This is a genomic window from Stenotrophomonas sp. FSL W7-1447 (genome assembly GCF_037966425.1).
Classification (GTDB): domain Bacteria; phylum Pseudomonadota; class Gammaproteobacteria; order Xanthomonadales; family Xanthomonadaceae; genus Stenotrophomonas; species Stenotrophomonas pavanii.
Genome location: NZ_CP150199.1, coordinates 1069725 through 1093709, shown reverse-complemented (window position 1 = coordinate 1093709; position 23985 = coordinate 1069725). Strand labels below are relative to the sequence as shown.

The 23985-nt window shown below is 68.6% G+C and carries 15 protein-coding genes and 1 tRNA gene; 7 read left to right on the top strand and 9 right to left on the bottom strand.

Translation table 11 applies throughout. The features are described 5' to 3' along the window. Positions 1-63: 63 nt before the first annotated feature. Together rpmF and NSQ78_RS05060 are read right to left on the bottom strand one after the other, a co-directional pair. Positions 64-258, bottom strand: a complete 195-nt coding sequence (gene rpmF, locus NSQ78_RS05065) for a 50S ribosomal protein L32 (RefSeq protein WP_005408308.1) — start codon at positions 256-258, stop codon at positions 64-66. Positions 259-365: 107 nt separating this feature from the next. Further along, positions 366-875: a YceD family protein gene (locus NSQ78_RS05060; protein ID WP_064237754.1), complete on the bottom strand. Its 510-nt coding sequence runs from the start codon at positions 873-875 to the stop codon at positions 366-368. 113 nt (positions 876-988) lie between these two features. Here NSQ78_RS05060 and NSQ78_RS05055 point away from each other — a divergent pair, with 113 nt between their 5' ends. After that, positions 989-1558, top strand: coding sequence for a Maf family nucleotide pyrophosphatase (locus tag NSQ78_RS05055; RefSeq protein ID WP_064237753.1), 570 nt, complete (start codon positions 989-991; stop codon positions 1556-1558). A gap of 101 nt (positions 1559-1659) precedes the next feature. Here NSQ78_RS05055 and NSQ78_RS05050 read toward each other — a convergent pair whose 3' ends face one another. After that, a complete protein-coding gene (locus NSQ78_RS05050; protein ID WP_064237752.1) occupies positions 1660-3495 on the bottom strand; it encodes a glycosyltransferase family 39 protein in 1836 nt (611 codons plus the stop codon). A 42-nt stretch (positions 3496-3537) separates the two neighbouring features. Here NSQ78_RS05050 and NSQ78_RS05045 point away from each other — a divergent pair, with 42 nt between their 5' ends. Genes NSQ78_RS05045 through NSQ78_RS05030 form a run of 4 tightly spaced genes read left to right on the top strand, consistent with a single transcriptional unit; the run spans position 3538 to position 7904 of the window. After that, entirely contained in the window at positions 3538-4491 is a 954-nt protein-coding gene (locus tag NSQ78_RS05045) for an AAA family ATPase (RefSeq protein WP_049471052.1), read from the top strand. Positions 4492-4514: 23 nt separating this feature from the next. Next, on the top strand, positions 4515-5438 hold the full coding sequence (locus tag NSQ78_RS05040; RefSeq protein WP_049471050.1) for a DUF58 domain-containing protein: 924 nt from the start codon (positions 4515-4517) through the stop codon (positions 5436-5438). Further along, positions 5431-7380, top strand: a complete 1950-nt coding sequence (locus tag NSQ78_RS05035; protein WP_064237751.1) for a DUF3488 and transglutaminase-like domain-containing protein — start codon at positions 5431-5433, stop codon at positions 7378-7380. Before NSQ78_RS05040 ends, NSQ78_RS05035 begins: the two co-directional genes overlap by 8 nt. Beyond that, positions 7377-7904: a Slp family lipoprotein gene (locus NSQ78_RS05030; RefSeq protein ID WP_014036182.1), complete on the top strand. Its 528-nt coding sequence runs from the start codon at positions 7377-7379 to the stop codon at positions 7902-7904. The genes NSQ78_RS05035 and NSQ78_RS05030 overlap by 4 nt, the downstream gene beginning before the upstream one ends. A gap of 109 nt (positions 7905-8013) precedes the next feature. On the opposite strand, the gene NSQ78_RS05025 is transcribed toward NSQ78_RS05030, so the two are convergent. The 4 genes from NSQ78_RS05025 to dnaX form a co-directional block, all read right to left on the bottom strand. After that, positions 8014-8373, bottom strand: coding sequence for a histidine triad nucleotide-binding protein (locus NSQ78_RS05025; RefSeq protein ID WP_005408300.1), 360 nt, complete (start codon positions 8371-8373; stop codon positions 8014-8016). Positions 8374-8440: 67 nt separating this feature from the next. Continuing rightward, positions 8441-9040, bottom strand: a complete 600-nt coding sequence (gene recR, locus NSQ78_RS05020; RefSeq protein WP_005415496.1) for a recombination mediator RecR — start codon at positions 9038-9040, stop codon at positions 8441-8443. 83 nt (positions 9041-9123) lie between these two features. Beyond that, entirely contained in the window at positions 9124-9444 is a 321-nt protein-coding gene (locus NSQ78_RS05015) for a YbaB/EbfC family nucleoid-associated protein (protein WP_019659509.1), read from the bottom strand. Between the two features lie 6 nt (positions 9445-9450). Next, positions 9451-11460: a DNA polymerase III subunit gamma/tau gene (gene dnaX / locus NSQ78_RS05010; protein WP_064239614.1), complete on the bottom strand. Its 2010-nt coding sequence runs from the start codon at positions 11458-11460 to the stop codon at positions 9451-9453. Positions 11461-11621: 161 nt separating this feature from the next. Here dnaX and NSQ78_RS05005 point away from each other — a divergent pair. Continuing rightward, a tRNA-Ser gene (locus tag NSQ78_RS05005) sits at positions 11622-11714 on the top strand. 140 nt (positions 11715-11854) lie between these two features. Here the strand turns inward: NSQ78_RS05005 and NSQ78_RS05000 are convergent. After that, the gene (locus NSQ78_RS05000; RefSeq protein ID WP_238585483.1) at positions 11855-12265 is read right to left on the bottom strand and encodes a DUF3592 domain-containing protein; all 411 of its coding nucleotides are present in this window, start codon (positions 12263-12265) and stop codon (positions 11855-11857) included. A gap of 314 nt (positions 12266-12579) precedes the next feature. On the opposite strand from NSQ78_RS05000, the gene NSQ78_RS04995 reads away from it, so the two are divergent. Continuing rightward, on the top strand, positions 12580-13023 hold the full coding sequence (locus NSQ78_RS04995) for a GNAT family N-acetyltransferase (RefSeq protein ID WP_053505564.1): 444 nt from the start codon (positions 12580-12582) through the stop codon (positions 13021-13023). 55 nt (positions 13024-13078) lie between these two features. Here the strand turns inward: NSQ78_RS04995 and NSQ78_RS04990 are convergent, their stop codons facing one another. Beyond that, positions 13079-23971: an autotransporter-associated beta strand repeat-containing protein gene (locus NSQ78_RS04990; protein WP_064237750.1), complete on the bottom strand. Its 10893-nt coding sequence runs from the start codon at positions 23969-23971 to the stop codon at positions 13079-13081. Positions 23972-23985: the final 14 nt, after the last annotated feature.

Here is a 23985-nt window from a genome sequence, read left to right as displayed (position 1 = left end):
CACCGGCACGCCCGGGAAAGAAGGCAAAGGCCGCTGCCCGGAGGCAGCGGCCTTCCCGGCACATCAATCTTCTTCGACGGCCGAGGTCTTGGTCTGGATGACCTTCTTGCCGCGGTAGAAACCATCGGCAGTGATGTGGTGACGCAGATGCACTTCGCCGGTGGTCGGGTCGGTCGACAGCTGCTTGGCGCTCAGGGCGTCATGCGAACGGCGCTGGCCGCGGCGGGACGGGGTAACACGGGATTTCTGCACAGCCATGGGATTGCTCCAAACTCGGTTCGTTTTGCTTCGTCGTATCGTCGCGCAGGACGCCAGCGCCCAGCACACTTTCGCTTTCGCCGCAGCCGCCGACGACAATCCGGCTGCTATTGTTTCTTCAGTGCCGCCAACGCCGCAAACGGGTTGGCCTTCTTCGTTTCGTCTTCGCTCGGTGCCCAGTCCTTGTCGACTGCTTCACCGTCGGGCGACAGCGGCACCACAGGCACCGCCAGCACCAGCTCGTCCTCGACCAGGTCCAGCGGACGCAGCTGGCCGTCTTCCGGCACCAGCAACGCCTCGTATTCCTCCGGCAGGGACGATTCCTCGTCCTCGTCGCGGATCAGGCCAAGCCTCTGGGTCACCTTCACCGGCAACAGGAATCGCTGCATGCTGCGCTGACAGGTCAGCGGCAACGCGGTGTCGATGGTCAGTTCCACATAGGATACCCGCAAGACGTCGTCGCGACCGAATTCAAGCGAGTAGACACACTCGCCGTCGGCATCTGCGACCAACCCTTGCAGGCGGGTCAATTCAGCCAGGGGCACCTGACCGTCGAAGCGCCTTCGCGCTACAACCATCCGCCAGGCATCCAGCGTTTCGGGCACGTTCGCGGACATAAGCCGCTGAATACTAAGGATCGCGGTGTCTGCTGTCAAATGCCTGCCCTGCAGGACTTGCCGCTGGCGGCGCAGGCGGGCCAGACTGCCGCGCCCTGCCCCGGTATTGTCACATGCCACTGGTCCTGGCCTCCACCTCCCGCTACCGCCGCGAACTGCTGCAACGGCTGGGCCTGCCCTTCGACTGCGCACGCCCGCAGGTGGATGAAACCCCGTTGAACGGCGAAGCTCCGCTGGCGCTGGCCACGCGCCTGGCGGCCGCCAAGGCCGCCGACGTGGCCGCCCGCCATCCGGGCGCCTGGGTGATCGGCTCGGACCAGGTGGCCGACCTGAACGGCCAGCCGCTGGGCAAGCCGGGCACGGCCGAGGCCGCCTGTGCGCAGCTGGCAGCGATGTCCGGGCAAACCGTGCGCTTTCACACGGCAATCAGTCTCAGGCGCGATGGAGAATCCTTCGCCGCGGTGGATCTGACCGAAGTACGCTTCCGCGCGCTGGACCCGCTGGAGATCGCCCGCTATGTCGCCGCCGAGCAACCACTGGACTGCGCCGGCAGCTTCAAGTGCGAGGGCCTGGGCATCAGCCTGTTCGAGGCGATCGACAACCGCGACCCGACCGCGCTGGTCGGCCTGCCGCTGATCGCGCTGTGCAGGCTGCTGCGCAGGGCCGGATTCGCGGTGCCGTGAACGGTAGAGCCGAGCCCAGGCTCGGCTGTTTTTTCGAGGCTACCTGCCATCTGAAGCAGAAGCCGCCGAGCATCGGCTCGGCTCGACAGGACCAGAGGACCTCAGCGCACCTCGAACGGCTGCTCCTGCCACGCCTCCACGCTGCCATCGCGCCCGTACAGGCGCAGGCCGAGCCAATGCCGCCCCGGTGCCAGCGTGGCGGTATCCAGCGAGGCATCAAAGCCCACCGACGGATGCTGCGGGTCGGTACTGCCCGGCCAGGCGGGGCGGACGTCGAACACGCGCCCGTAGCGCGCATCACCGATCGGGCGGCCGTCAACCAGCACTTCGACGCGTGCCAGGCCGACGCCATCCTTGAAGGCCCAGCCCTTGATCGCCAGCGTTCCGGAAACCGTCTGACCATTGGACGGCGCATCCAGCCACGCCATCGCCGGCGTCACGCACGGCCCCGGTGCACGCTGCGCCGGCAACCGGAACAACAGGAACCGCTGGAAACCATGGTCGCTGCTGACCACGCGCGGCGCGGGCAACGGCCCGACCTGCTCGCAGATGGTGTGATAGCGCGCCAGCAGATCGCGGTAGCGCTGGTCGCTGGGTGACAGCACCAGCAACATCGGCGTATTGCGCGGGCCTTCGTGCAGCAGGTTCCACTGCGCCAGCTGCGCGGTTCGCCCATGCTTGTCATTGAGCGGATGCGGCAACACCTGGATATCACCGTCGCCCAGCTGGAAGCCCAGTTCGGCACCGACCTTGAAGTTGCCCGCCAGGACACGCGTGCCGGGCGGCATCTGGCGCAGCTCGTCGCGCACCGCCACGGCCAGCGGTTGCCAGCCGGCGAAGTTGCGCGGGTAGTACTTGCTGCCCGCCATCTGCTCGCGCAGCGCCGGCGTGGACGCCATCAGGTAGTAGCCGAAGGCCAGCACGGTACCCGCCGCCGCCAGCCACCAGCCGGTACGGCGCAGCCAGCGCGGCCAGCCATTGAGCACCACCGGTACCGCCACCAGCAGTGCCAGGTAGCCCGGCAGCGGCCAGTGGAAACTGATGCGTTCGACATCGGTGAAGAAACCCAGCAGGAAGATGCCCAGCGTCGATACACCGCCCACCAGGCCGAAGTAGCGCCACTGCACCCGCGCACCGCCGCCGCTGCGGGTGCCGGCCAGCGCGACCTTCCACATCGCGATGCACAGGATCGGCGTGACCAGCATCGGCTGGATCACCAGGAACCACAGTCCCTCCCACTCGAACGCCCACGGGTGGCGCTCCACCACCTGGAACTTCAGGCCGGCATCATGGTTGTCCGCGTTCCAGGCCAGCAGCGGCAGCCAGGCCAGCACACCCACCGCCAGCGCCACCCATACGCGCGGATCGGCCAGCATGCGACGCCCCTGCGGCAACGCCAGCAGCGCGATGAACCCGACGCCGATGACACCGATGAAGCGGTAGTGGCTGAGCGCACCGATCAGCAGGCCCAGCGCCAGCTTCATCGCCGATGATGCATCCACGCTGTGCAGCAGGCGTGCGCCGGCGTGCAGGCAGATCACTGCGGCCAGCGCCATGGGCACGTCCGGCACCGCCAGCAGGCCCAGCGTGGCCGACAGCGGCATCAGCAGGGTCAGGCTGCCCGCCTGCCACCCGGCAACGTTGCCGAACCAGCGTGTGGCGATGCGCACCACCAGCAACGGCAACAGCGCACCGATGGCCAGGAACGGCAATCGCAATGCGAGTACGTGATGACCGCCGATCTCCACACCCAGGCGTGCCAGCCAGGCGGTCAGCCCCGGCAGATCGGAATAGGCAGCGGCCAGATGCTGGCCTTCCTGCCAGTAGAACGCTTCGTCGACGAACAGCGGCAGGCGCGCAGCCACCACCAGCTTGGCCGCTGTGACCAGCGTCCACAACCAGAGAAATATCGTCCGCGCGCGCTGTTCGCCTTGCATTGCTCTATGGATAATCGAATGGATTCCAGACCTGAGACGATCATGCCAGCCTCGTCCCCCACTCCCAGCATGCTAACCGATCAACTGCGCCAGGCCCTGCGGGAGGCACAGGATCAGGTGAACGCACTGGTGCTGGGCAAGGTGCCGGAAGTCAGGCTGGCCTTTGTCGCCCTGCTTTCCGGCGGCCACCTGCTCATCGAGGATCTGCCTGGCCTGGGCAAGACCACGCTCGCGCATGCGCTGGCCAGCAGCCTCGGCCTCAGCTTCCAGCGCGTGCAGTTCACCTCCGACCTGTTGCCGGCCGATGTGCTTGGCGTATCGGTGTACGAGGCCGGCAGCCGCCAGTTCCAGTTCCACCCCGGCCCGGTGTTCACCCACGTGCTGCTGGCCGATGAGATCAACCGCGCACCGCCGCGCACGCAGAGCGCGTTGCTGGAGGCGATGGCCGAGCAGCAGGTCACCCTGGACGGACAGACGCATCCGCTGCCCGATCCGTTCTTCGTCATCGCTACGCAGAACCCGGTCGACCTGTCGGGCACCTTCCCGTTGCCGGATTCGCAGCTGGACCGTTTCCTGCTGCGCCTGGCAATGGGCTACCCGAGCGCGCAGGCCGAGCGCGAACTGCTGCGTGGCAGTGATCGCCGCGACCTGATCGCGCGCGCGGTGCCGAAGCTGGACGACACCCAGGTGCGTGCGTTGCGTGAAGCGGTTGGCCAGGTGCACGCCAGCGACGCGCTGGTCGACTACGTGCAGGCGCTGCTGACCCGCAGCCGCCAGCATGCCGGGGTCCGCGTGGGCCTGTCGCCGCGTGCCGGGCTGGCCCTGCTGCGCGCCGCCAGGGCGCACGCGCTGCTGCTCGGCCGCGGGCACGTGGTTCCCGAGGACGTGCAGACCCTGTTCGTGGCGGTGGCCGGCCATCGCCTGGTGGCCGAGGCCGAGTCCAGTTCCGGGCCGGCACTGGCACGGGCGATCCTGCAGACCGTCGCGGTGGACTGACGGTGGCCACACGCTGGGCACGCATGCAGCTGCTGGCACGCCCACGCAGGCCAGAAGCCCTGCCGCAGCGACTGGATCGCCATCGCATCTATGTACTGCCGACGCGCTTCGGCCTGTTCGTCGCCACCCTGCTGTCAGCGATGCTGCTGGGCGCACTGAACTACAACAACAACCCGGCCCTGCTGCTGGCGCTGCTGTTGGCCGCAGCGGCGATCGCCAGCGCCATCGCCGCGCACCTGCAGCTGTCCGGCCTGCAGATCGATGCAATCTCCGCCGAACCGGTACCGGCCGGGCAGCCGCTGCGCCTGCGCGTGGACCTTTCGCTGCGCGACCCGCGCGCGCGCCATGGGCTGCACCTGCAGCTGGCGGGAAGCGAGGCCTGGGTCGCGCTGCCGGCGCAGGGTCGCGGCGAAGTGGAGCTGGATGTCCCCAGCGAGCGCCGCGGCTGGCTGGAACTGCCCCGCATCCGCCTGTCCAGTACGCAACCGCTGGGGCTGGTGCGCGCGTGGTCGTGGGTGTGGCCGGAACAGCCGCTGCTGGTCTACCCGCTGGCCGAGGCCCAGGCACCGCCCCTCCCGGAAAGTGGCAGCGATCCCCTGCACACCCGCGCCCACGCCACGGGCGAAGAGCTGCATCAGCTGCGCCCCTATCGTGCCGGCGACGCCCCGCGCAGCATTGCCTGGAAGCACTCGGCACGCCGTGACAGCCTGCTGGTGCGCGAATACGAGAAGCCGATCGGCATCGAAGTGGTACTGGACTGGCGCACGCTGGCGCCGCTGGCGCATGAGGCGCGCATCGCGCGGCTGGCACGCTGGGTCGACATGGCCGAGCGCGAGGGCCGGCGCTACACACTACTGCTTCCGGCGCATCCGCCATTGGGTCCCGGCCAAGGCGCCAGCCACCACCACCTGTGCCTGCGCGCGCTGGCGTTGATGCCCCATGACTGAGCCCGCCGTCCTGCTTGATCGCAACGCCCGCAGCTGGACCCTGGCCAGCGCTGCGCTCGCGCTGTTGCCGCTGCTGCTGCAGCTGCCACCGGTGCTGGCCCTGGTGATCGCGATCGCCGCCGTACTGACCGCGGCACTCGCGTGGCGGCGGGTGCTGCCGATGCCGGTGCGCCTGCTGCTGGTACTGGCCATGCTGGCAACGATCGTCTGGCAGATGGGCATGGTGCGGCCGGGGCGTGACACCGGCTGTGCGCTGCTCGCGGCGATGCTGGCGATCAAATCCAGCGAACTGCGCAACCTGCGCGATGCACGCAGCCTGCTGGGTTTCGCACTGTTCTCGCCGTTCGCGGCCTTCCTGCTCGACCAGGGGCCGCTGACCACGGGGCTGGCGGCGCTGGCCGCCATTGTCGCGCTGTTGGCCCTGCAGCGCCTGGCCCAGGACGAAGGCCGCAGCCCACGCCAGCCACTGCGTGGACAACTGCGTGGTGTCGGCCGCTTGCTGGGCATCGGCCTGCCGCTGGCACTGGCCTGCTTCTGGCTGTTCCCGCGCTTGTCCACGCCGTTGTGGGGCGTGCCCGAGCGGGCGGTGGGTACGCCGGGCCTGGCCGACAGCATGGCGCCGGACCAGTGGCTGGACCTGATGGCCGACGACACCCCGGCGCTGCGCGTGCAGTTCTTCGGCGCGGTACCCGAGCCCGCGCAGCGCTATTGGCGCGGCCCGGTGCTGACCTCCTTCGATGGCCACCGCTGGAGCCGCGACCACGCCGCAGCCCGGCGGTCCGCTCCCGTGGTCCAGGCGGCGGCACCGGGATGGGACTACCAGATCGACTACGAGCCTACCGACCGTCGCCTGCTGGTGGCACTGGACCTGCCCAGCCGCGCACCGGAGGGCAGCAGCTTCGATGCCGACATGAGCCTGCGCAGCGACCGCACGCTGTCCGCGCTCAGCCGCTGGCGGCTGCATTCGGCGCCACCGCAACGGTTCGAGACCGATCTTTCGCCCTATCTGCGCCGCGCCGCGTTGCAGCTTCCGCCGGGCTTCAATCCACGTACCGCCCAGCTCGCACGGCAATGGCGGCAGGAGGCCGGCAACGATGACGAGGCCATCGTCCGTCGCGCGCTGCAGTGGATCACCCGCGATTTCTCCTACACGCTCGATGCCCCGGTGGCCGGGCGCGATCCGGTCGACGATTTCCTGTTCAACTACAAGGCCGGCTTCTGCCAGCACTTCAGCTCGGCCTTCGTGGTGCTGATGCGCAACGCCGGCATTCCGGCCCGGGTGGTGACCGGCTTCGCCGGCGGCACCCGCAACCGCATCGGCGACTACTGGGTGGTGAGGCGCATGGATGCCCACGCCTGGGCCGAAGTCTGGCTGCCACAACGCGGCTGGGTCCGGGTCGACCCGACCGCGGCCGTGGCGCCGGAGCGCATCCTGGACACGCTGGACGACCGCCTGCAGGCCGGTACCGATACCCCGCTGCAGCAGCGCTGGCTGCAGCTGGGGCAGATGGGCGACTGGCTGCGCCGCGGCTGGAACGACCTGGTGCTGTCCTTTGACGCGCGCCGCCAGCAGCAGCTGCTCAAGCCATTCGGGCTGGATGACCTCGGGCCGGCGCAGCTGGTGGCTGGCCTGGTGGTGGCCGCGCTGCTGGCGCTGGCGTGGATGGCCTGGCTGCTGGCCCGCGGCGAGCGCGAACGCGACCCGCTGCTGCGCGCCTGGCACCGACTGGGTCGGCGGTATGCGCGCCTCGGGCTGGCTCGCGAGCCCTGCGAGACCGCGCGGGACTGGGCACGGCGGGTGCACGCCCGGCGCCCCGATCCGGCCCTGCTCGCGCTCAGCCAGCGTTTCGCCGACGCGCGCTACGCTGGAACTTGCACCGACCTCGCTTCATTATTGCGGGACCTGCGCAGGCATCGCCCGACTTCCGGAGCCTCCCCATGAACACCAAGTTCCTCCTCACCGCTGTGGCCACGCTGGCCCTGTCGGCCTGCGCCACGGCCCCCAAGCCGCTGCAGGGACAGTTCAGCCTGGTTTCCCCGCGCGACTCGGTCGCCACCCAGCAGGTCGGCACGCCGGTCCGATGGGGCGGCCGCATCATCGAAACCAAGCCCGGCCAGGGCGAGACCTGCTTCCAGATGATCTCGCGCCCGCTCAACGCCAGTGGCCGCCCGAACACCACCTCGTCCGACGCCAGCGATGGCCGCTTCATTGCCTGCCGCGCCGGTTTCTACGACCCGGCCGTGTTTGAAGCGGGCCGCGACGTGACCTTCATCGGCAAGATCGACGGCTACCAGAACACCCGCATCGGCGAGTACGACTATCGCCTGCCGAAGCTGTCGGCCGATGTGATCTACCTGTGGCCGGAACAGCGCCAGGTCGACGTGGTGCCCTACCCTTACGGCCCGTGGGGCCCGGGCCCGTATGGCCCGTACTGGGGTGGTTACGGCCGCTGGGGCTGGTGGTGATCTGATCGCCAGCCGCCACGCGTGATCGGAAAAGGCCGCCTTCGGGCGGCCTTTTTTCATCCGTGCATGGCGTGGCTCTACTGCGGGGCAAGGGTGGAGGCCGGGCGCATCAGCGCCCCGGCGCGCCGAAATGGCCCAGCGGGGCACCCGCCAACAGGTGCATGTGGATGTGGAACACGGTCTGCCCGGCATGCTCGCGGCAGTTCATCACGATGCGGTAGCCGTCCTGCGCGAACCCTTCGCGGCGCGCATATTCGGCGGCAGCCAGGGCGAGCTTGCCGATCAGGTGCGCCTGCGATGGCTGCAGGTCGTCCAGGGTCGGGATGATCTCGTTCTTCGGAATGAACAGGACGTGCACCGGCGCCTGCGGTGCGATGTCCTTGAAACCCAGCACCTCGTCATCCTCATAGACGATGGTGGCCGGGATCTCGCGACGGATGATCTTGCTGAAGAGGGTTTCGTTGCTCATGGTCGGCCTCGGCGGGAGTGTCTTCCGCATTGTAGGCCGGTCGCGCCGGGCGCTGCCCGGCGCCTGCTCAATCGCGGAATTCGCTGCGCGTTCCGAACGCGTGCGACAGCGTGCCGCGGTCAACGTATTCAAGCTCGCCGCCCAGCGGCAGGCCCTGCGCCAGCCGGCTGGGCTGCACCTTGCGCGCGCGCGCCAGCTGCGCAAGGTAGTGCGCGGTGGCTTCGCCTTCGACGGTGGCACTGGTGGCGATGATCAGCTCCTGCACCTCACCTTCGGCCAGCCGTTGTTCCAGCTGCTCCAGGCCCAGCTCGCGCGGGCCGACGCCATCGAGCGGCGACAGCCGCCCCTGCAGCACGAAGTAGACACCGCGGAAGCCGGTGGCGTTTTCGATGGCCAGGCGGTCGGCCGGCGATTCGACCACGCACAGCTGGCTGCGCTCGCGGCTGCTGTTGGCGCAGGTCGGGCACAGCTCGGTTTCGCTGAAGTCGCGGCACTGCGCGCAGTGGCCGATGCGCTCCACCGCCAGGGCCAGCGTCTCGGCCAGGCGCTGGCCACCTTCGCGCTCGCGTTCGAGCAGGTGGTAGGCCATGCGCTGTGCGGTCTTCTGGCCTACGCCAGGCAGCACCCGCAGCGCGTCGATCAATTGTTCAAGCAGGGGTGCGGACACGGCGGCGTGCTTTCATGGCGTCGAGCAAGCTCGACGGCTACAGATTCCGTGGCACCCCGCTTGCACGGGTGCCACGCTGGCAATCAGAACGGCAGCTTCATGCCCGGCGGCAGCTGCATGCCGGCGGTGGCCGAACCCATCTTCGACTTCGACTCGGCGTCGATCTTGTTCGAGGCATCGTTGAAGGCGGCGGCGATCAGGTCTTCCAGCATCTCCGGGTCGCTGGTCAGCGACGGGTCGATGCGCACCTTGCGGCATTCCTTGGCACCGGTCAGGGTCACGCTGACCATGCCGCCGCCGGCGCTGCCGGTCACTTCGATCCGGGCGATTTCTTCCTGGGCCTTCTGCAGGTTTTCCTGCATCTTCTGGGCCTGCTGCATCAGTTGGGCGATGTTTCCGCGCATGGTGTCTTACTCGTCAAAAGAACGGATGGAATCGGAAACAACCCGCGCGCCGTGCTGTTGGATCAGCACCTGCACTTCCGGGTCGTCCATGAAAACGGCCTCTGCCACCTGCTGCCGCTCGCCACGCTGGCGGTCGGCCCGCTGATGCAGGGTCTCGGCCGGAACGTGTTCGGTTTCCACGGTCTCGACCACGATCTTCGGCGCCTGGCCGAGGGCCTTCTGCAGCATCTCGCCGAGGGCAGCCAGCGCGCGCTCCGAGCGCAGGTATTCAAATCCGGGCGAAAGGCCCAGTTTCAAGGTCCCGTGCTGGCAGCTGATGAACGCGGCGTTGGCAGCCAGCTGCCGCGAGGGGCCGCTGAGGCCACTGTTGGCCACCAGGTCCAGCCAGTCTTCGGCAGTGGCCAGCTCGCTGACACCGTCCGGCGGCGCGGCATCGCGCGCCGGGGCCGGTTCGACCGGCGCAATGGCAATGCCTTCGGCGCGGAACGGACGCTCCGGCCGCGCAGGCTCGCCAGCGACCGCGGCGGGAGCCGGAGGCTCATGCCAGGGCGCGACCATGGCGGCGTCCGGGCCCGCCATCTCCGCGGCCAGCGCCTCATCACGCGCCTCCGCGTCCTGGGTGGCCCACGGTGGCAGGTCGTCGCTTGCCGCCTCCGCCTTCACTGGCGGCGGCGACTCGGGTTCCTCCACCGGAACCGGCTCGGGCTCTGGCGTCGGATCCGGCTCCGGCTGCGGGGCCGGCTCCGGTTCGGGATCAGGTTCGCGCGGCACGGCCTGTACCGGAGCGGCCACCTGCGCTGCCACAGCCGGGCTGGCTGAAGCGGCGGCAGCGGCCGGCGTCGCTTCGTGGCTACCGGCACCGCCGCCGCCACCGGCAGCGTTGCCACCCGCCGTGCCGCCCACCGCACCGTCGATCGCCTTCGGCACCGGCGGTACCGCTGCGGCCGGACGGAACGCCAGCATGCGCAGCACCGCCATCTCGAAGCCCGCGCGCGGGCTCGGTGCCAGCGGCAGGTCGCGACGGCCGTTCAGGGCCATCTGGTACCAGAGCTGGACCACTTCCGGGCGCAGGCGCTCGGCGAATGCCGCCACATCCAGGCCTTCCGCAACAGCGGCGCCCGGCACCAGCTGCTGCACCTGGATGCGGTGCAGCCCTTCGGCCAGCGCTTCCAGCACGCCACTCCAGTCCGGCGAGAACTCGGCCAGCGCCGCGACCACCTGCAGCAGCCGCGGGCCATCGCCGGCGGCCAGCGCATCCAGCATCGCCGCCACCTGGGTGCGGTCAACGGTGCCCAGCATGGTGCGTACCACGTCCTCGCGCAGCGCGCCGCCGGCATAGGCGATCGCCTGGTCCAGCAGCGACAGGCCATCGCGCAGGCTGCCGTCAGCAGCCTTGGCCAGCTGCACGATGGCACTGCCGTCGGCCTCGATCGCTTCGGCCGCCAGGATGCGGGTCATCTGGCCCTGGATCTGGTCTTCATCCAGGCGCTTGAGGTTGAACTGCAGGCAGCGGCTGAGCACGGTGACCGGCAGCTTCTGCGGATCGGTGGTGGCCAGCAGGAACTTGACGTGCTCCGGTGGCTCTTCCAGCGTCTTCAGCAGCGCGTTGAACGCCGCCTTGGACAGCATGTGCACTTCGTCGATCAAATAGACCTTGTACTTGCCGCGCGAGGGCATGTACTGCGCGTTCTCGATCACCTCGCGCACGTCGTCCACGCCGGTGTTGGACGCGGCGTCGATTTCCAGCAGGTCGATGTAGCGGCCGGCGTCGATATCCAGGCAGGCTGCACACTGGCCGCAGGGGTCGGCGCTGGTGCCCTGCTCGCAGTTCAGCGACTTGGCGAAGATGCGCGCGATGGTGGTCTTGCCCACGCCGCGGGTGCCGGTGAACAGGAACGCGTGGTGGACCCGGCCGCTGTCCAGCGCATTGCTGAGCGCACGGACCACGTGTTCCTGGCCCACCAGCTCGGCAAAACGCTTCGGACGCCACTTGCGGGCAAGGACGAGATAGGACATCAGGCCACCGTTTTCCATCGGATGTTCCATTGTGCCATGCCTGTCCAGCCCCCTCGCCAACATCGCCCCCGGAGGTGTTGCCTGGCCGGGGTGCTTGTGTCCGGCCGCGCCGCCCGCTAGAATCTGCGCCCCTGCTGAGGCGTTTGCCGATGGCAGGATCCGGAGAGGTGTCCGAGTGGTTGAAGGAGCACGCCTGGAAAGTGTGTAAGCGTCTAAACCGCGCTTCGGGGGTTCGAATCCCCCTCTCTCCGCCAGATAAATGAAGAAGCCGCCCCTTGGGCGGCTTTTTTATTGGGCTGGCGGGAAGCGCCGCAGGTACTACCGGACTGAACAGGCCCTGCCGCCGTGGCCGGTCCAACGGCCCGCCCGCCGACGGCGCGCGATCCGCCGCGAGTCATCTGCGCCGGAGCAGTCCGCGCACGCAGGCGCCGACGAACACCAGCCCCAGCAGCACCCACACGACCGTCATTCCCCACAGCGCACCGAACGTATCCAGGACCGGCTCCAGCCGCGGTTGCGCCGGGTCGTACAGCACGCGTACCGGCTGCCCGGGCTCATAGCCGAAGATCATGCCGCCCTGCGGGTACGAGACGCGTTGGCCGGTCGCGGTGGTGAACGCGACCTGCGGATGCGATCCGCCGGCGTTCAGGCGCTCGACCTGGCCATCAACGGCCTGCGCGACCTGCAGGAACTCAAGGCGATGCGTCACCTCGAAGGCGGCCACGGCAAGGATCAACAGACCCACCGCGCCAAACAGCAGGCCGCGCATGATCGGGGCAGGCCGGAAAAAAGAAGGGTCGGGCATCGCTGGGCAGCTCCGTTGCAGGCGGGAACACGAATGGGGCCGGCGGATCCTGCCGCGCGGTCAGTCCCACGTGTCGACAGCATAGCCCAGAAGCCATCGCGCCACACTGCACGCCATCGCGACCGGATGCGCCTCGCCATTGCCCGCCACCGACGCACCCGCCTGGTACAGGCGCCTGTGTTCCGCACGGTCATTCGAGTGGGGAGACGTCAGCTGTAAAAGGATCGGCATCGCTCCATGTACCCTGGAACGCTTCGCCCCCTCCCAACGCCTGGACGGTTGAAATGCAGCCGGGCAACTCCAAGGCATTTCCCATGAACCTCCGCCTCTACCGCCCCGCAGATGCCCGCGCCTGCCTGTCGATGTTCGACAGCAACGTGCCCACCTACTTCGCGCCCGAAGAGCGCAGCGACTTTGAACGCTTCCTGCGCGAACAGGCCGTGGACTGCGCATTCCAGGTCATCGAGCGCGACGGCAGCATCGTGGCCTGTGGCGGCCTGTCGCGACGCGGCGACGGCAGTGCCGGCTTCTGCTGGGGCATGGTGCAGCGCGCGCTGCACCGGCAGGGACTGGGCCGCGAACTGGCGCTGGCACGCCTGCGCCAGGCCGAAGCGGATCCCTCGATCAAGCGCATCACGCTCAGCACCAGCCAGCACACCCAGGGCTTCTATGCTGGCCTGGGCTTCCAAGTAACGCGGATCGTGTCCAATGGCCACGGCGCCGGGATCGACGCCGTGGAGATGGAGCGGAGGGTCTAGCCCTCCGCCCGCCCTGGATCCACGCGAGCCGGGATCCAACGTCGCCGCGCTTTCCTCAGAAGCCCACGCGCAGGTTGATCTGCCCGCCCACATCGCGGCGGCCGTCGCCATGCTGGCCCTGTACGAACATCGACAGCTGGCTGTTGCGGCCAAGGCCCACCGCCACGCCAAGCTGGCTGACCAGCGCATTGCGTGCCATCACCGCACTGTAGACATCGAAGGCATTGCCGCCCACCGCGAAGCGGTTGCGGCTGACCACATCGGTGTCACCCGAGGCGTGCTGCCAGCCGAGGCCGACGGTCAGCTGCGCCGGGAAGCGCTCGCCGCTGCCCACGTCCCAACGGCCGCGCACGCCCACCGTGCTGACATTGAGCGTGTCCTTGCCGCCCTCCAGCACCAGTGCGGCACTGCCGCCCTGCTCCACGGCACGATCACTGTCGACCCAGTGCCGGGTGAACTGCACGTAGGGTTGCAGTTGGGTCCTGCCATGGGTCCAGGTCCAGCTGCCCTCCACTTGCGCAATGGTCACGTCCGAATCCTGCCTGCTGTACAGGGTCTGGGCCAGCAGCGGGACTTCACGCGTGGTACGGGTGCGGTAATCACCGCGCGACACGCTGCCGCCGACCGCAAAACCATTGTTCCACTGCCCCTGCGCGTACAGGCCGAACGTGTTGCCACGCAGGCGGGACCGCGCGCTGCGATCGTACAGGCGGGTATCCAGGCGCTCATTGCCGGCCGCCGCACCCAGCACGACGTGCTCGCCCAGCTGCCAATCCACGCCCGCCATCACCGCATTGCGGTTGGAGCGGATGTCGGCACCGTTGCCGTCACCGTCCTGGCGGAACACCTTGCCGCTGCCGGCCAGCCAGGCCGAAGCGCGCTCGCCCCGCACGGTCGGCAGTTCGCTGCCCAGGCGCTGGCGGATGCCCTCCTCCAGATAGTTGTCATACAGCAGCACCGCGCGGCTGGCCGCATGCACTTCGCCTGACAGCTGGTCGAAGGCGCTGCGCGCAGTGGCCGCGTCGTAGAGCAGCACCGTGTTGTACAGGTCCAGCGCCGGGCCACTCTGCGGCAGGCTGTCCAGCGCTGCGGCAGTGTTGTACTGGTTGCGCGTCGTCGCTGCGGTGGTGAATGCCGCAGTCTGCGCCACGTCGATCTGCAGGTTGGCGGTGTTGGCCGTATAGACCGGCGTGATCGTCAGGAAGGCCGACGGCGAGGTTGCCGCAGCGAACTGCCCGCTCACGCCCCCCCCTGCATTGACCACCGTGTACTGCTGGCCCTGCTGGTAGCTGGTGCTCGGCGAAATGGTGTTCACCCGCACCGTACTGCCACCCACATTGGCACTGCCGCCCACCTTGACCGTGTCGCTGCCGGTGGCCCCCAGATCGATGCCCAGCGTGCTGCCCGGCGACAGCGTCAGGTTGCCGCCAACGGTGATCGTTCCGGTGCCATTGCCGGCACCGCCGCCATTGCCCGGGCCATTGCCCGGCGACAGCACGCCACCGCTGGATACGGTCACGCCACCGCCGGTACCGCCGATGGTGCCGGTGCCGGAGAGCGTGGTGCCACTGCCGATGGTCCACTGGCCGCCGATGTTGCCGGTGACGTTCAGGCCACCGCCGGTGACCTGGCCCGTGCCGCTGAACGCAGCACTGTTGCCGCCCAGATTCAGGCTGCCCGGGCCGGCCTGCACGATGCTGCCGCCACCACTGATGCTGCCGCCGAGCGTGGTGGTGCCACCGGTGTTGATCACCAGGCCACCGTTGTTGGTGATGTTGCCGGTGATCGCACCGCTGGCCCCACCGTTGCCGACCTGCACGGTGCCGCCGGCATTGATGGTGGTACCGCCGGTGTAGGTGTTGTTGCCGGTCAGGACCACGGTGCCGGCACCTGCCTGGGTCAGGCCACCGCTGCCGCTGATCGTGCCGCCCACCGTGATGTTGCCGCCGACGTTGAACACCAGGCTGCCGTTGTTGGCAACGTTGCCGGTGATCGCACCGCCCGCGCCACCGTTGCCGACCTGCAGCGTGCCGCCGGTGTTGATGGTGGTGCCGCCGGTATAGGTGTTGTTGCCGGTCAGGACCACGGTGCCGGTGCCGGCCTGGGTCAGGCCGCCGCTGCCGCTGATGGCGCCGCCGACGGTGGTGTTGCCACCCACGTTGAACACCAGGCTGCCGTTGTTGACGACACTGCCGCCGATCGCACCGGTCGCACCGCCATTGCCGACCTGCAGGGTGCCACCGGCATTGATGGTGGTCGGGCCGGTATAGGTGTTGTTGCCGGTCAGGGTCAGCGTGCCGCTGCCGCCCTGGGTCAGCCCGCCACTGCCGCTGATGGTGCCGCCCAGCGTGGTGTTGCCGGCCACGTTGGAGAGCAGCGTGCCGTTGTTGGTGACATCACCGACGATCGAGCCCGTCGCACCGCCATTGCCCAGCTGCAGCGTACCGCCGGCGTTGATGGTGGTGCCGCCGGTATAGGTGTTGGTCCCGGTCAGCAGCAGCGTGCCGCTGCCGGCCTGGGTCAGGCCGCCGCTGCCACTGAGGGTGCCGCCCAGCGTGGTGTTGCCGGCCACGTTGGAAATCAACGCGCCATTGTTGGTGATATTGCCGGCGATGGCACCGGTCGCGCCGCCGTTGCCCACCTGCAGCGTGCCGCCGGCATTGATGGTGGTCCCGCCGGTGTAGGTGTTGTTGCCCACCAGGGTCAGCACACCGCTGCCGGCCTGGGTCAGGCCACCACTGCCGCTGATCGCGCCGCCGACCGTGGTGTTGCCGCCGACGTTGAACACCAGGCTGCCGTTGTTGGCAACGTTGCCGGTGATCGCGCCGGTCGCACCGCCATTGCCCACCTGCAGGGTGCCACCGGCATTGATGGTGGTGCCGCCGGTATAGGTGTTGTTGCCGGTCAGGGTCAGCGTGCCGCTGCCGGCCTGGGTCAGGCCACCACTGCCGCTGATGGTGCCACCGAGCGTGGTGTTGCCGGCCACGTTGGACACCAGCGCACCATTGTTGGTGATATCGCCAACGATCGCACCGGTCGCACCACCGTTGCCGATCTGCAGCGTGCCGCCGGCATTGATGGCGGTCCCTCCGGTGTAGGTGTTGTTGCCGGTCAGCACCAGCGTGCCGCTGCCGGCCTGGGTCAGGCTGCCGCTGCCACTCACCACCGCGCCCACGGTGGCCGTCGTACCCAGGTTGTAGACCAGGCTGCCGTTGTTGGTGATGTCGCCCAGCACCGAACCGCTGCTGCCGCCGTTGCCGATCTGCAGCGTGCTGCCACCGTTGATGGTGGTGCCTCCGGTATAGGTGTTGTCGCCACTCAGGGTCAGCGTGCCGGTACCGCCCTGCACCAGGCCGCCGGTACCACTGAGCACGCCGGCAAAGGTCGTGCTGGCGTTGTTGCCGCCGGTGGTCAGGGTTGCACCGCCCAGCACCACGCTGGAACCGGTCACGCCGGCCAGGCCTCCGATGCTCTGGCTGCCACCGGCGCTGATATCCAGCGTGCCCGCACCGGCCAGGTTGACCGTGCTGGCGCCGGACAGGCTGCCGCCGGCCGCAACTGCCAGCGTGCCGCTGTTGATGGTGGTGGTGCCGGTATAGCTGCTGGCACCGCCCAGGGTGACTGTCGCCGCGCCATCCTTCAGCAGGCCACCGGCACCACTGATCGGGCCGTTCAAGGTCAGAGCGTTGCTGCCAGCCAGGGTCAGCGTGCCGCTGGCCAGCTGCACGGTGTTGGCCAGGGTCAACGCGCTGGTGCCATCCAGGCTGGCGTCACCGCCTACGGTCAGCGCGCCGGTGCCCAGCGATCCGTCGTTGCCCAGCAGCAGGCCACCGGCGTTGAGGGTCACGCCGCCGGTGAAGACGTTGACGCCGGTCAAGCCCTGGATGCCTGCGCCGTTCTTTACCAGGCCACCGGCCCCTCCGATGGTGCCAGCGAACGTGGTATTGCCCACGCCATTGAGGGTCAGCGTGCTGCCGCCCAGCGCCACGGTCGAACCTGCCACGCCTGCCAGCGAACCGATCGCCTGCGCACCACCCGCGCTGATGTCGAAGGTGGTACCGGCGTTGGCCAGGGTGACCGCACCGGTCGCCGCCAGGCTGCCGCCGGCACCGATCGCCAGCGTGCCGGCGTTGATGGTGGTGCCACCGGTGAAGGTGTTGGTACCGGTCAACGTCTGCGTTCCCGAACCTTCCTTGATCAGGCCACCGGAGCCGGCCACCGAACCACTGAACGTACCGTTGGTGGCATCACCGATCGTCAGCGTGTTGGCACCCAGGTTCACCGTACCGTTGCCGACCAGCGTGCCGAACTGCTGCGTGCCGCTGCCCGCTGACAGATCGAAGGTCGCACCCGAGGCCAGGTTGACGATGCCGCTGGCGTGCAGGCTCGCGCCCGCGCCCAGTGCCAGCGTACCGGCGTTGATGTTGGTGCCACCGGTATAGGTATTGGTGCCGTTCAAGGTCAGCGTTGCGGCGCCCTCCTTGGTCAGGCTGCCAGTGCCGCTCAGGTTGCCGTTGAGGGTGAGGTTGTTGCTGCCAAGGACGGTCAACGCGTTGTTGAGGGTGAAGTTGTTGGCGAGGGTGACCGCGGTGTTCGAATCGAGCGTCGCAGCGCCCGCGACCGTCACCGCACCGGTGCCCAATGCAGCATTGTTGCCGACCACCAGGCCGCCGGCGTTGAGCGTTACGCCGCCGCTGAAAGTGCTGACGCCGTTGAGCGTCTGCACGCCTGCGCCGTTCTTGACTAGGCCGCCGTTGCCACTGATCGCACCGCTGAGGGTGCTGTCCACGGTGCCGCCCAGGGTCAGCGTGCTGCCGCCCAGCGCCACCGTACTGCCGGCGACGCCGGCCAGCGAGCCGATGGCCTGGTTGCCCGCCGAAATGTCGAACGTGCCGGCACCGGCCAGGTTCACCGCGCCGGTCGCGGCGAGGCTGCCACCGGCGCCGATCGCCAGCGTGCCGCTGTTGATGGTGGTGCCACCGGTGTAGGTGTTGGCGCCGGTCAGGGTCACGGTGGCCGCACCGTCCTTGATCAGCCCGCCCGTGCCGGAGATCACGCCGCCCAGGGTCAGCGCCTGGCTGCCGAGCAGATCGAGGTTGGCGCCGCCGGCAAGCCCGATGTTGTTGGCCAGGCTGACGCCGGTCGATGCATCCAGCGTCGCGTTGCTTCCCACCGTCAGCGCACCGCTGCCGAGCGCAGCGTTGTTGCCAACCACCAATGCGCCGCCATTGAGCGCGACGCCACCGCTGAACAGGTTGGCGCCGCCCAGCGTGAGGCTGCCGGCGCCGTTCTTGACCAGGCCGCCGGTGCCGGAGATCGCGCCATCGAAGATGCTGTTGCCAACGCCGCCCAGGGTCAGCGTCTGCGCCCCCAGGCTCACCGTCGAACCCGCCACACCGTTCAACGCCCCGATGGTCTGGTTGGCGCCGGCAGCGGAGATATCGAAGCCCGTGCCTGCCGCAGTGAGCGTCACCGCACCGGTCGCGGCCAGACTGCCGCCGGGGCCGATCGCCAGGGTGCCTGCGTTGATGAACGTGCCGCCGGTGTAGGTGTTGGCACCGGTCAGCGTCTCGATGCCGGCACCGACCTTGGTCAGGCCACCGGTGCCTGCGATCGAGCCACTGAAGGTGCCATCGGTGGCACCGCCGACCTCGATCGAGTTGGCGCCGAGATTCACTGTGCCGTTGCCGACCAGCGTGCCGAACTGCTGCGTGCCGCTGCCGGCCGACAGGTCCAGCGTGGCGCCGGTGGCAAGATTGACGGTACCGCTCGCGGCCAGGCTGGCACCGGCGCCCAGCGCCAGCGTGCCCGCATTGATGGTGGTACCGCCGGTATAGGTGTTGGCGCCGTTCAAGGTCAGCGTCGCGCTGCCATTCTTTGTCAGGCTGCCGGCCCCGGAAAGGACGCCGTTGAGTGTGAGTGCCTGGGTCCCGAGCACGGTCAGCCCGGCATTGAGCGCAATGTTGTTGGCCAGCGTTGCCAGGCCGGTGGTATCCAGCGTGGCAGCACCACCGACGGTCAATGCGCCCGTGCCCAGCGCTGCGTCATTGCCGAGCACCAGTCCGCCTGCATTGAGCGTCACGCCACCACCGAAGGTATTGGCGCCGGACAAGGTCTGTACGCCCGCGCCCACCTTGACCAGGCCACCACCGCCGCTGATCACGCCATCGAACGCGGCGTTGCCGGCCGTACCGAAGGTGAGCGAATTGCCGCCCAGCGTCAGCGTGCTTCCCCCCGCTCCGTTGAGTGCACCGATGGTCTGGTTGCTGCCGGCGCCGGAGATATCGAAGCCAGCGCCGGCGCCCAGCGTGACATCGCCCGCTGCAGCAAGGCTGCCTCCTGTTCCCAGTGCCAGCGTGCCAGCATTGATGGTGGTGCCGCCGGTGTAGGTGTTGGCACCGGACAGGGTCAGCGTGGTGGCACCATTCTTGACCAGGCTGCCGTTGCCGCCGATCACGCCCGAGAGCGTCAGCGCGTTGCTGCCAGGTACGGTCAGCGCGACACCCGAGCCCAGCGTGACCGCATTGCCGAGGGTGACTGCAGCGCCTGCATCCAGCGTGGTGCTGGTAGTCACCGCCAGCGTGCCGGTACCCAGCGCACCATCCGCACCGACGACCAGGCCACCACCGTTCAGGGTCAGGCCGCCACCGAAGGTGTTGGTGTTGTTGAGGGTCAGCAGGCCCGTACCGTTCTTGACCAGGCTGCCATTGCCGGCCACCACGCCACCGAGCGTGACATCGTTGCTGCCGCCCAGCGTCAGCTGCGTGCCCGCACCGAAGTTCACTGCATTGGCCAGGGTCAACGCCACCGTGCTGTCCAGCGTGGTGGTGCCACCGATGCCCAGCGCACCGGTGCCGAGCGCGCTGGCATTGCCGAGGATCAGGCCACCGGCGTTGAGTGCAACTCCGCCACTGAAGGTGTTGGCACCGGACAGCGTCTGCACGCCGGTACCCGTCTTGACCAGGCCGCCAGTGCCACCGATCACACCGGCAAAGCTGCCGTTGCCGGCGCCGCCAAAGGTCAGCGACTGCGCGCCCAGCGCCAGCTGGCTGCCGGCGACGCCGTCGAGTGCGCCGATGGTCTGCGCGGCACCGGCTGCCGAGATGTCCAGCGTCGCACCGGCGCCGGCAAGATCCACCGCACCGGCCGCGGCAAGGCTGCCACCGGCCCCCAGCGCCAGCGTGCCGGCGTTGACGGTGGTGCCACCCCCGAACGTGTTGGCGCCAGACAGCGTGAGGCGCGCCGCGCCATCCTTGATCAGCCCGCCGGCGCCGAACACCGGACCGGTCAGCGTCAGGTCATTGCTGCCCAGCACGGTGAGGTTGGCGCCCGCAGCGAGGCCGAGGGTGTTGCCCACCGAAAGCGCCGCAGTGGCATCCAGCGAAGCGTTGCCGCCCACGTCCAGCTGGCCGGTACCCAGCGCCTGTGCGTTGCCAAGCTGCAGTACGCCCGCGTTGAGCCCGACGCCCCCGCTGAACGTATTGGCGCCGTTCAATGCCAGTGTCGCCGCACCGTTCTTGACCAGCCCGCCGGTGCCGCTGATGACGCCTTCCAGCGACACGTTCAGGCTGCCCAGCAGATCCAGCACCGCACCGGCGCCGAGGTTGACGTTGTTGGCCAGGTCCAGCGCCACCGAACTGTCCAGCGTGGTATTGGCCCCCACCGACAATGCACCGGTGCCCAGCGCGCCGGCATTGCCCAGCAGCAGGCCGCCGCCGTTGACGGTCAGCCCGCCACCGAAGCTGTTGGCGCCATTGAGGGTCAAGGTGGTGGCACCGTTCTTCACCAGCCTGCCCGCACCGGAGACCACCCCACCCAGCGTGATCGCCTGCGAACCCGGCAGCGACAACGCGGCGCCTGCACCCAGTGCCACGTTGTTGCCCAGGTTCAGCGGCGCACTGCCGTCGAGCGAGACGTTGCCACCGATGCCCAGCGTCCCGCTGCCGAGTGCGCCGCTGTTGCCCAGCAGCAGGGCGCCAGCGTTCGCGCTCAGTCCACCACTGAAGGTGTTGGTACCGTTCAAGGTCAGCGTCGCCGCGCCGTTCTTGACCAGGCTGCCGGTGCCCGTGATGTTGCCGGCCAGGGCCAGGTTCTGGCTGCCCGGCAGGGTCAGGGCCGCGCCGAGGTTGATCGCATTGCCCAGGTTCAGCGCTGTCGTGGCATCCAGCGAGCCGTTGCCACTGACGGTCAGCGCGCCGCTTCCCAGCGCACCGGCATTGCCCAGCACCAGGCCACCGGCCGCAAGGTCCAGGCCACCACTGAAGGTATTGGCGCCGGTCAGCGTCTGCACGCCGGTGCCCTGCTTGATCAGGCCACCGGTGCCGCCGATCACGCCGGCGAACGTCTGGTTGGTGGCATCACCGAAGGTGAGCGTGCTGCTGCCCAGCGTCACCGTGCTGCCGGCAATACCGGACAGCGCGCCGATGGTCTGGTTGCCGCCGAGCGAGATGTCCAGGTCCGCGCCAACGCCGGTCAGGCTGACCGCACCGCCGGCGGCCAGGCTTCCGCCGCTGCTCACCGCAACCTTGCCGGCATTGATCGCCAGGCCGCCGGTGAACGTGTTCGCACCGCCCAGCGTCAGCGTGGAAGCGCCGTTCTTGACCAGGCTGCCGCTGCCGCCAATGACACCGCCCAGCGTCAGTGCGTTCGAGCCCAGCACATTGAGCGAGCCACCCGCGCCCAGCGTGATGCCATTGCCGACCGCAAGCGCCGCGCTGGTGTCGAGCGACACCACGCCACCAACATTCAGCGCACCGGTTCCCAGTGCTCCACCGTTGCCCAGCACCAGGCTGCCGGCATTGAACGCCACGCCGCCGCCGAAGGTGTTGGCGCCATTGAGCGTCAGCGACGACGCACCGCCCTTGACCAGGCCACCGGTGCCACCGATCACGCCGTTGAACGTCAACGCCTGGTTGCCAAGCAGATTGAGGCTGGCGCCCGAACCGAGGTTGACCGCGTTGGCCAGTGCAAGCGCTCCCGTGGTTCCATCGAGCGTCACGTTGCCACCGACACTGAGCGCACCGCTGCCCAGCGCAGCAGCATTGCCCAGCAGCAGGCCACCGGCGTTGAGTGCCACGCCGCCACTGAGGTTGTTCACGCCCGACAAGGTCTGCACGCCGGTGCCCAGCTTGACCAGGCCTCCCGTGCCTGCGGCGAACGTGCCGCTGTAGCTGGTATTGCCCAGCCCCGCGAGGGTGAGCGTGCGGCTGCCCAGGTTGACCGAACCGCCGAGGCCCGCCAGCGAACCGATGGTCTGGTTGGCGGCCGCCGACAGGTCCAGGGTGGTACCGACGCCGACCGTGACCGCACCGGTGGGCGACAGGCTGCCGCCCGCGCCCAGCGCCAACGCGCCTCCGGCCAGGTTGAAACTGCCGGTCAGCGCATTGGCGCCGTTCAAGGTGAGCGTGCCGGCGCCGTTCTTGGTCAGGTTGCCGGCACCGGAGATCGAACCGTTCAATGACAACGCATTGCTGCCCAGCAGGTTCAGCGAGCCCCCGCCATTGATCACCAGATTGTTGCCCAGGGTGAAGCCCGCGGTCGTATCCAGTGAGGCGCTGCCACCCACGGTCAGGTTGCCGCTGCCCAGTGCACCGGCATTGCCCAGTACCAGGCCGCCGGCATTGAGGTTGACGCCGCCGGAGAACAGGTTTGCGCCGCCGAGAGTAACGATGCCGGTGTTGTTGACCGTCAGCCCGCCAGTACCGGACAGCACGCCCCCCAGGCTGAATGCATTGGTCCCTGCCAGGGACAGATTGCCCCCAAGGCTGAAAGCGTTGGCCAGGTTCAGACCGGCCGTGGAGGAGGCGATGGCACCGCCGTTGGCGGTGAACAGCCCGGTGCCGAAGGAACCGGCATTGTTGAAATTGACCAGGCCATCATTGAGCGTGGTCGTACCCGCACCCGCCCACGCACCCTGCAGGTTCCAGGTACCGCTGTTGACGGTGAGCTTCTGGAAGTTGAGGTACTGGTTCCAGCCCAGCGTGGTCACCGCGCCGCCGGTGCCGGACCCCGGGCCGCTGACGACGTTCTGCAGCACCAGCGTGTTGTTGGCCGCACCACTGCCGGTACCGGCGTCGACCGATCCCGCAGCCGCAACCTTTACCCCGGTGACACCGGTAATCACGCCGGCAAGAGCGGTGCCGCCGCCGCTCACAACGCTGGAACCCGACACTGCGGTGAAGGTGTTGCCGCCGGTTGAATCACCCAGGTGAACGCTGCCACTGACCGCCCCCGCATTGAGGAACGTGTTACCGCCAGAAGCCCCCAGGCCGACGCGTCCGTCGATGGTGCCGGTGTTGGTCACAGCGGCGGCTGCACCACCATAGGTCACCACCGTGGTCGCGTCGGAAACGCTGCCTGCACCGATCAACGACGTACTGATCAGGCCGGCGTTGTTGATGGTGGTGGTGCCGTTGACATTCTGTGCCACCAGCGCCTGTCCACCGAAGCCCAGCAGCGTTGCGATGTTGACGACACCCTTGATCTGTCCGCTGGCGTTGTTGTTGACGACGATCGCGCTGTTGTTGGAAGAAGCATTGCCGATGACCAGGCCGGGCGAGGCGAGGATGATCGAGCTCGGATCGATCGTGCCATTGTTGTTGACCGTCACGTTGTCGCCGGTCAGCGTCGCTGCGTTGCCTCCACCTACGACCGGCGGCGTACGCAGCAATGCACCTGCGGCGATGTTCAGCGTGAGGCCGTTGGTCGCGTTGGAGTAGTTGTTGATGTTGGTGGTGCTGTCGCAGTTCACGGTTGTGGTGCCCGTGCACGCTGCGAATGCCGATCCGCTGGCCAGTGTGGCGGCCAAAGCCGCCGCCAGCTGGTGTGCCCGCAATCGCGGCACCCGCCCTGCGCTGACCGCGCTTCCGCCGGGATTCTGGGCGACCTCCGAAGCAACCTGCATTACCCCAAGGGCACGATTGAAAACCAGACGGTAAATGCGGTTCATCGGTAAATCTCCAT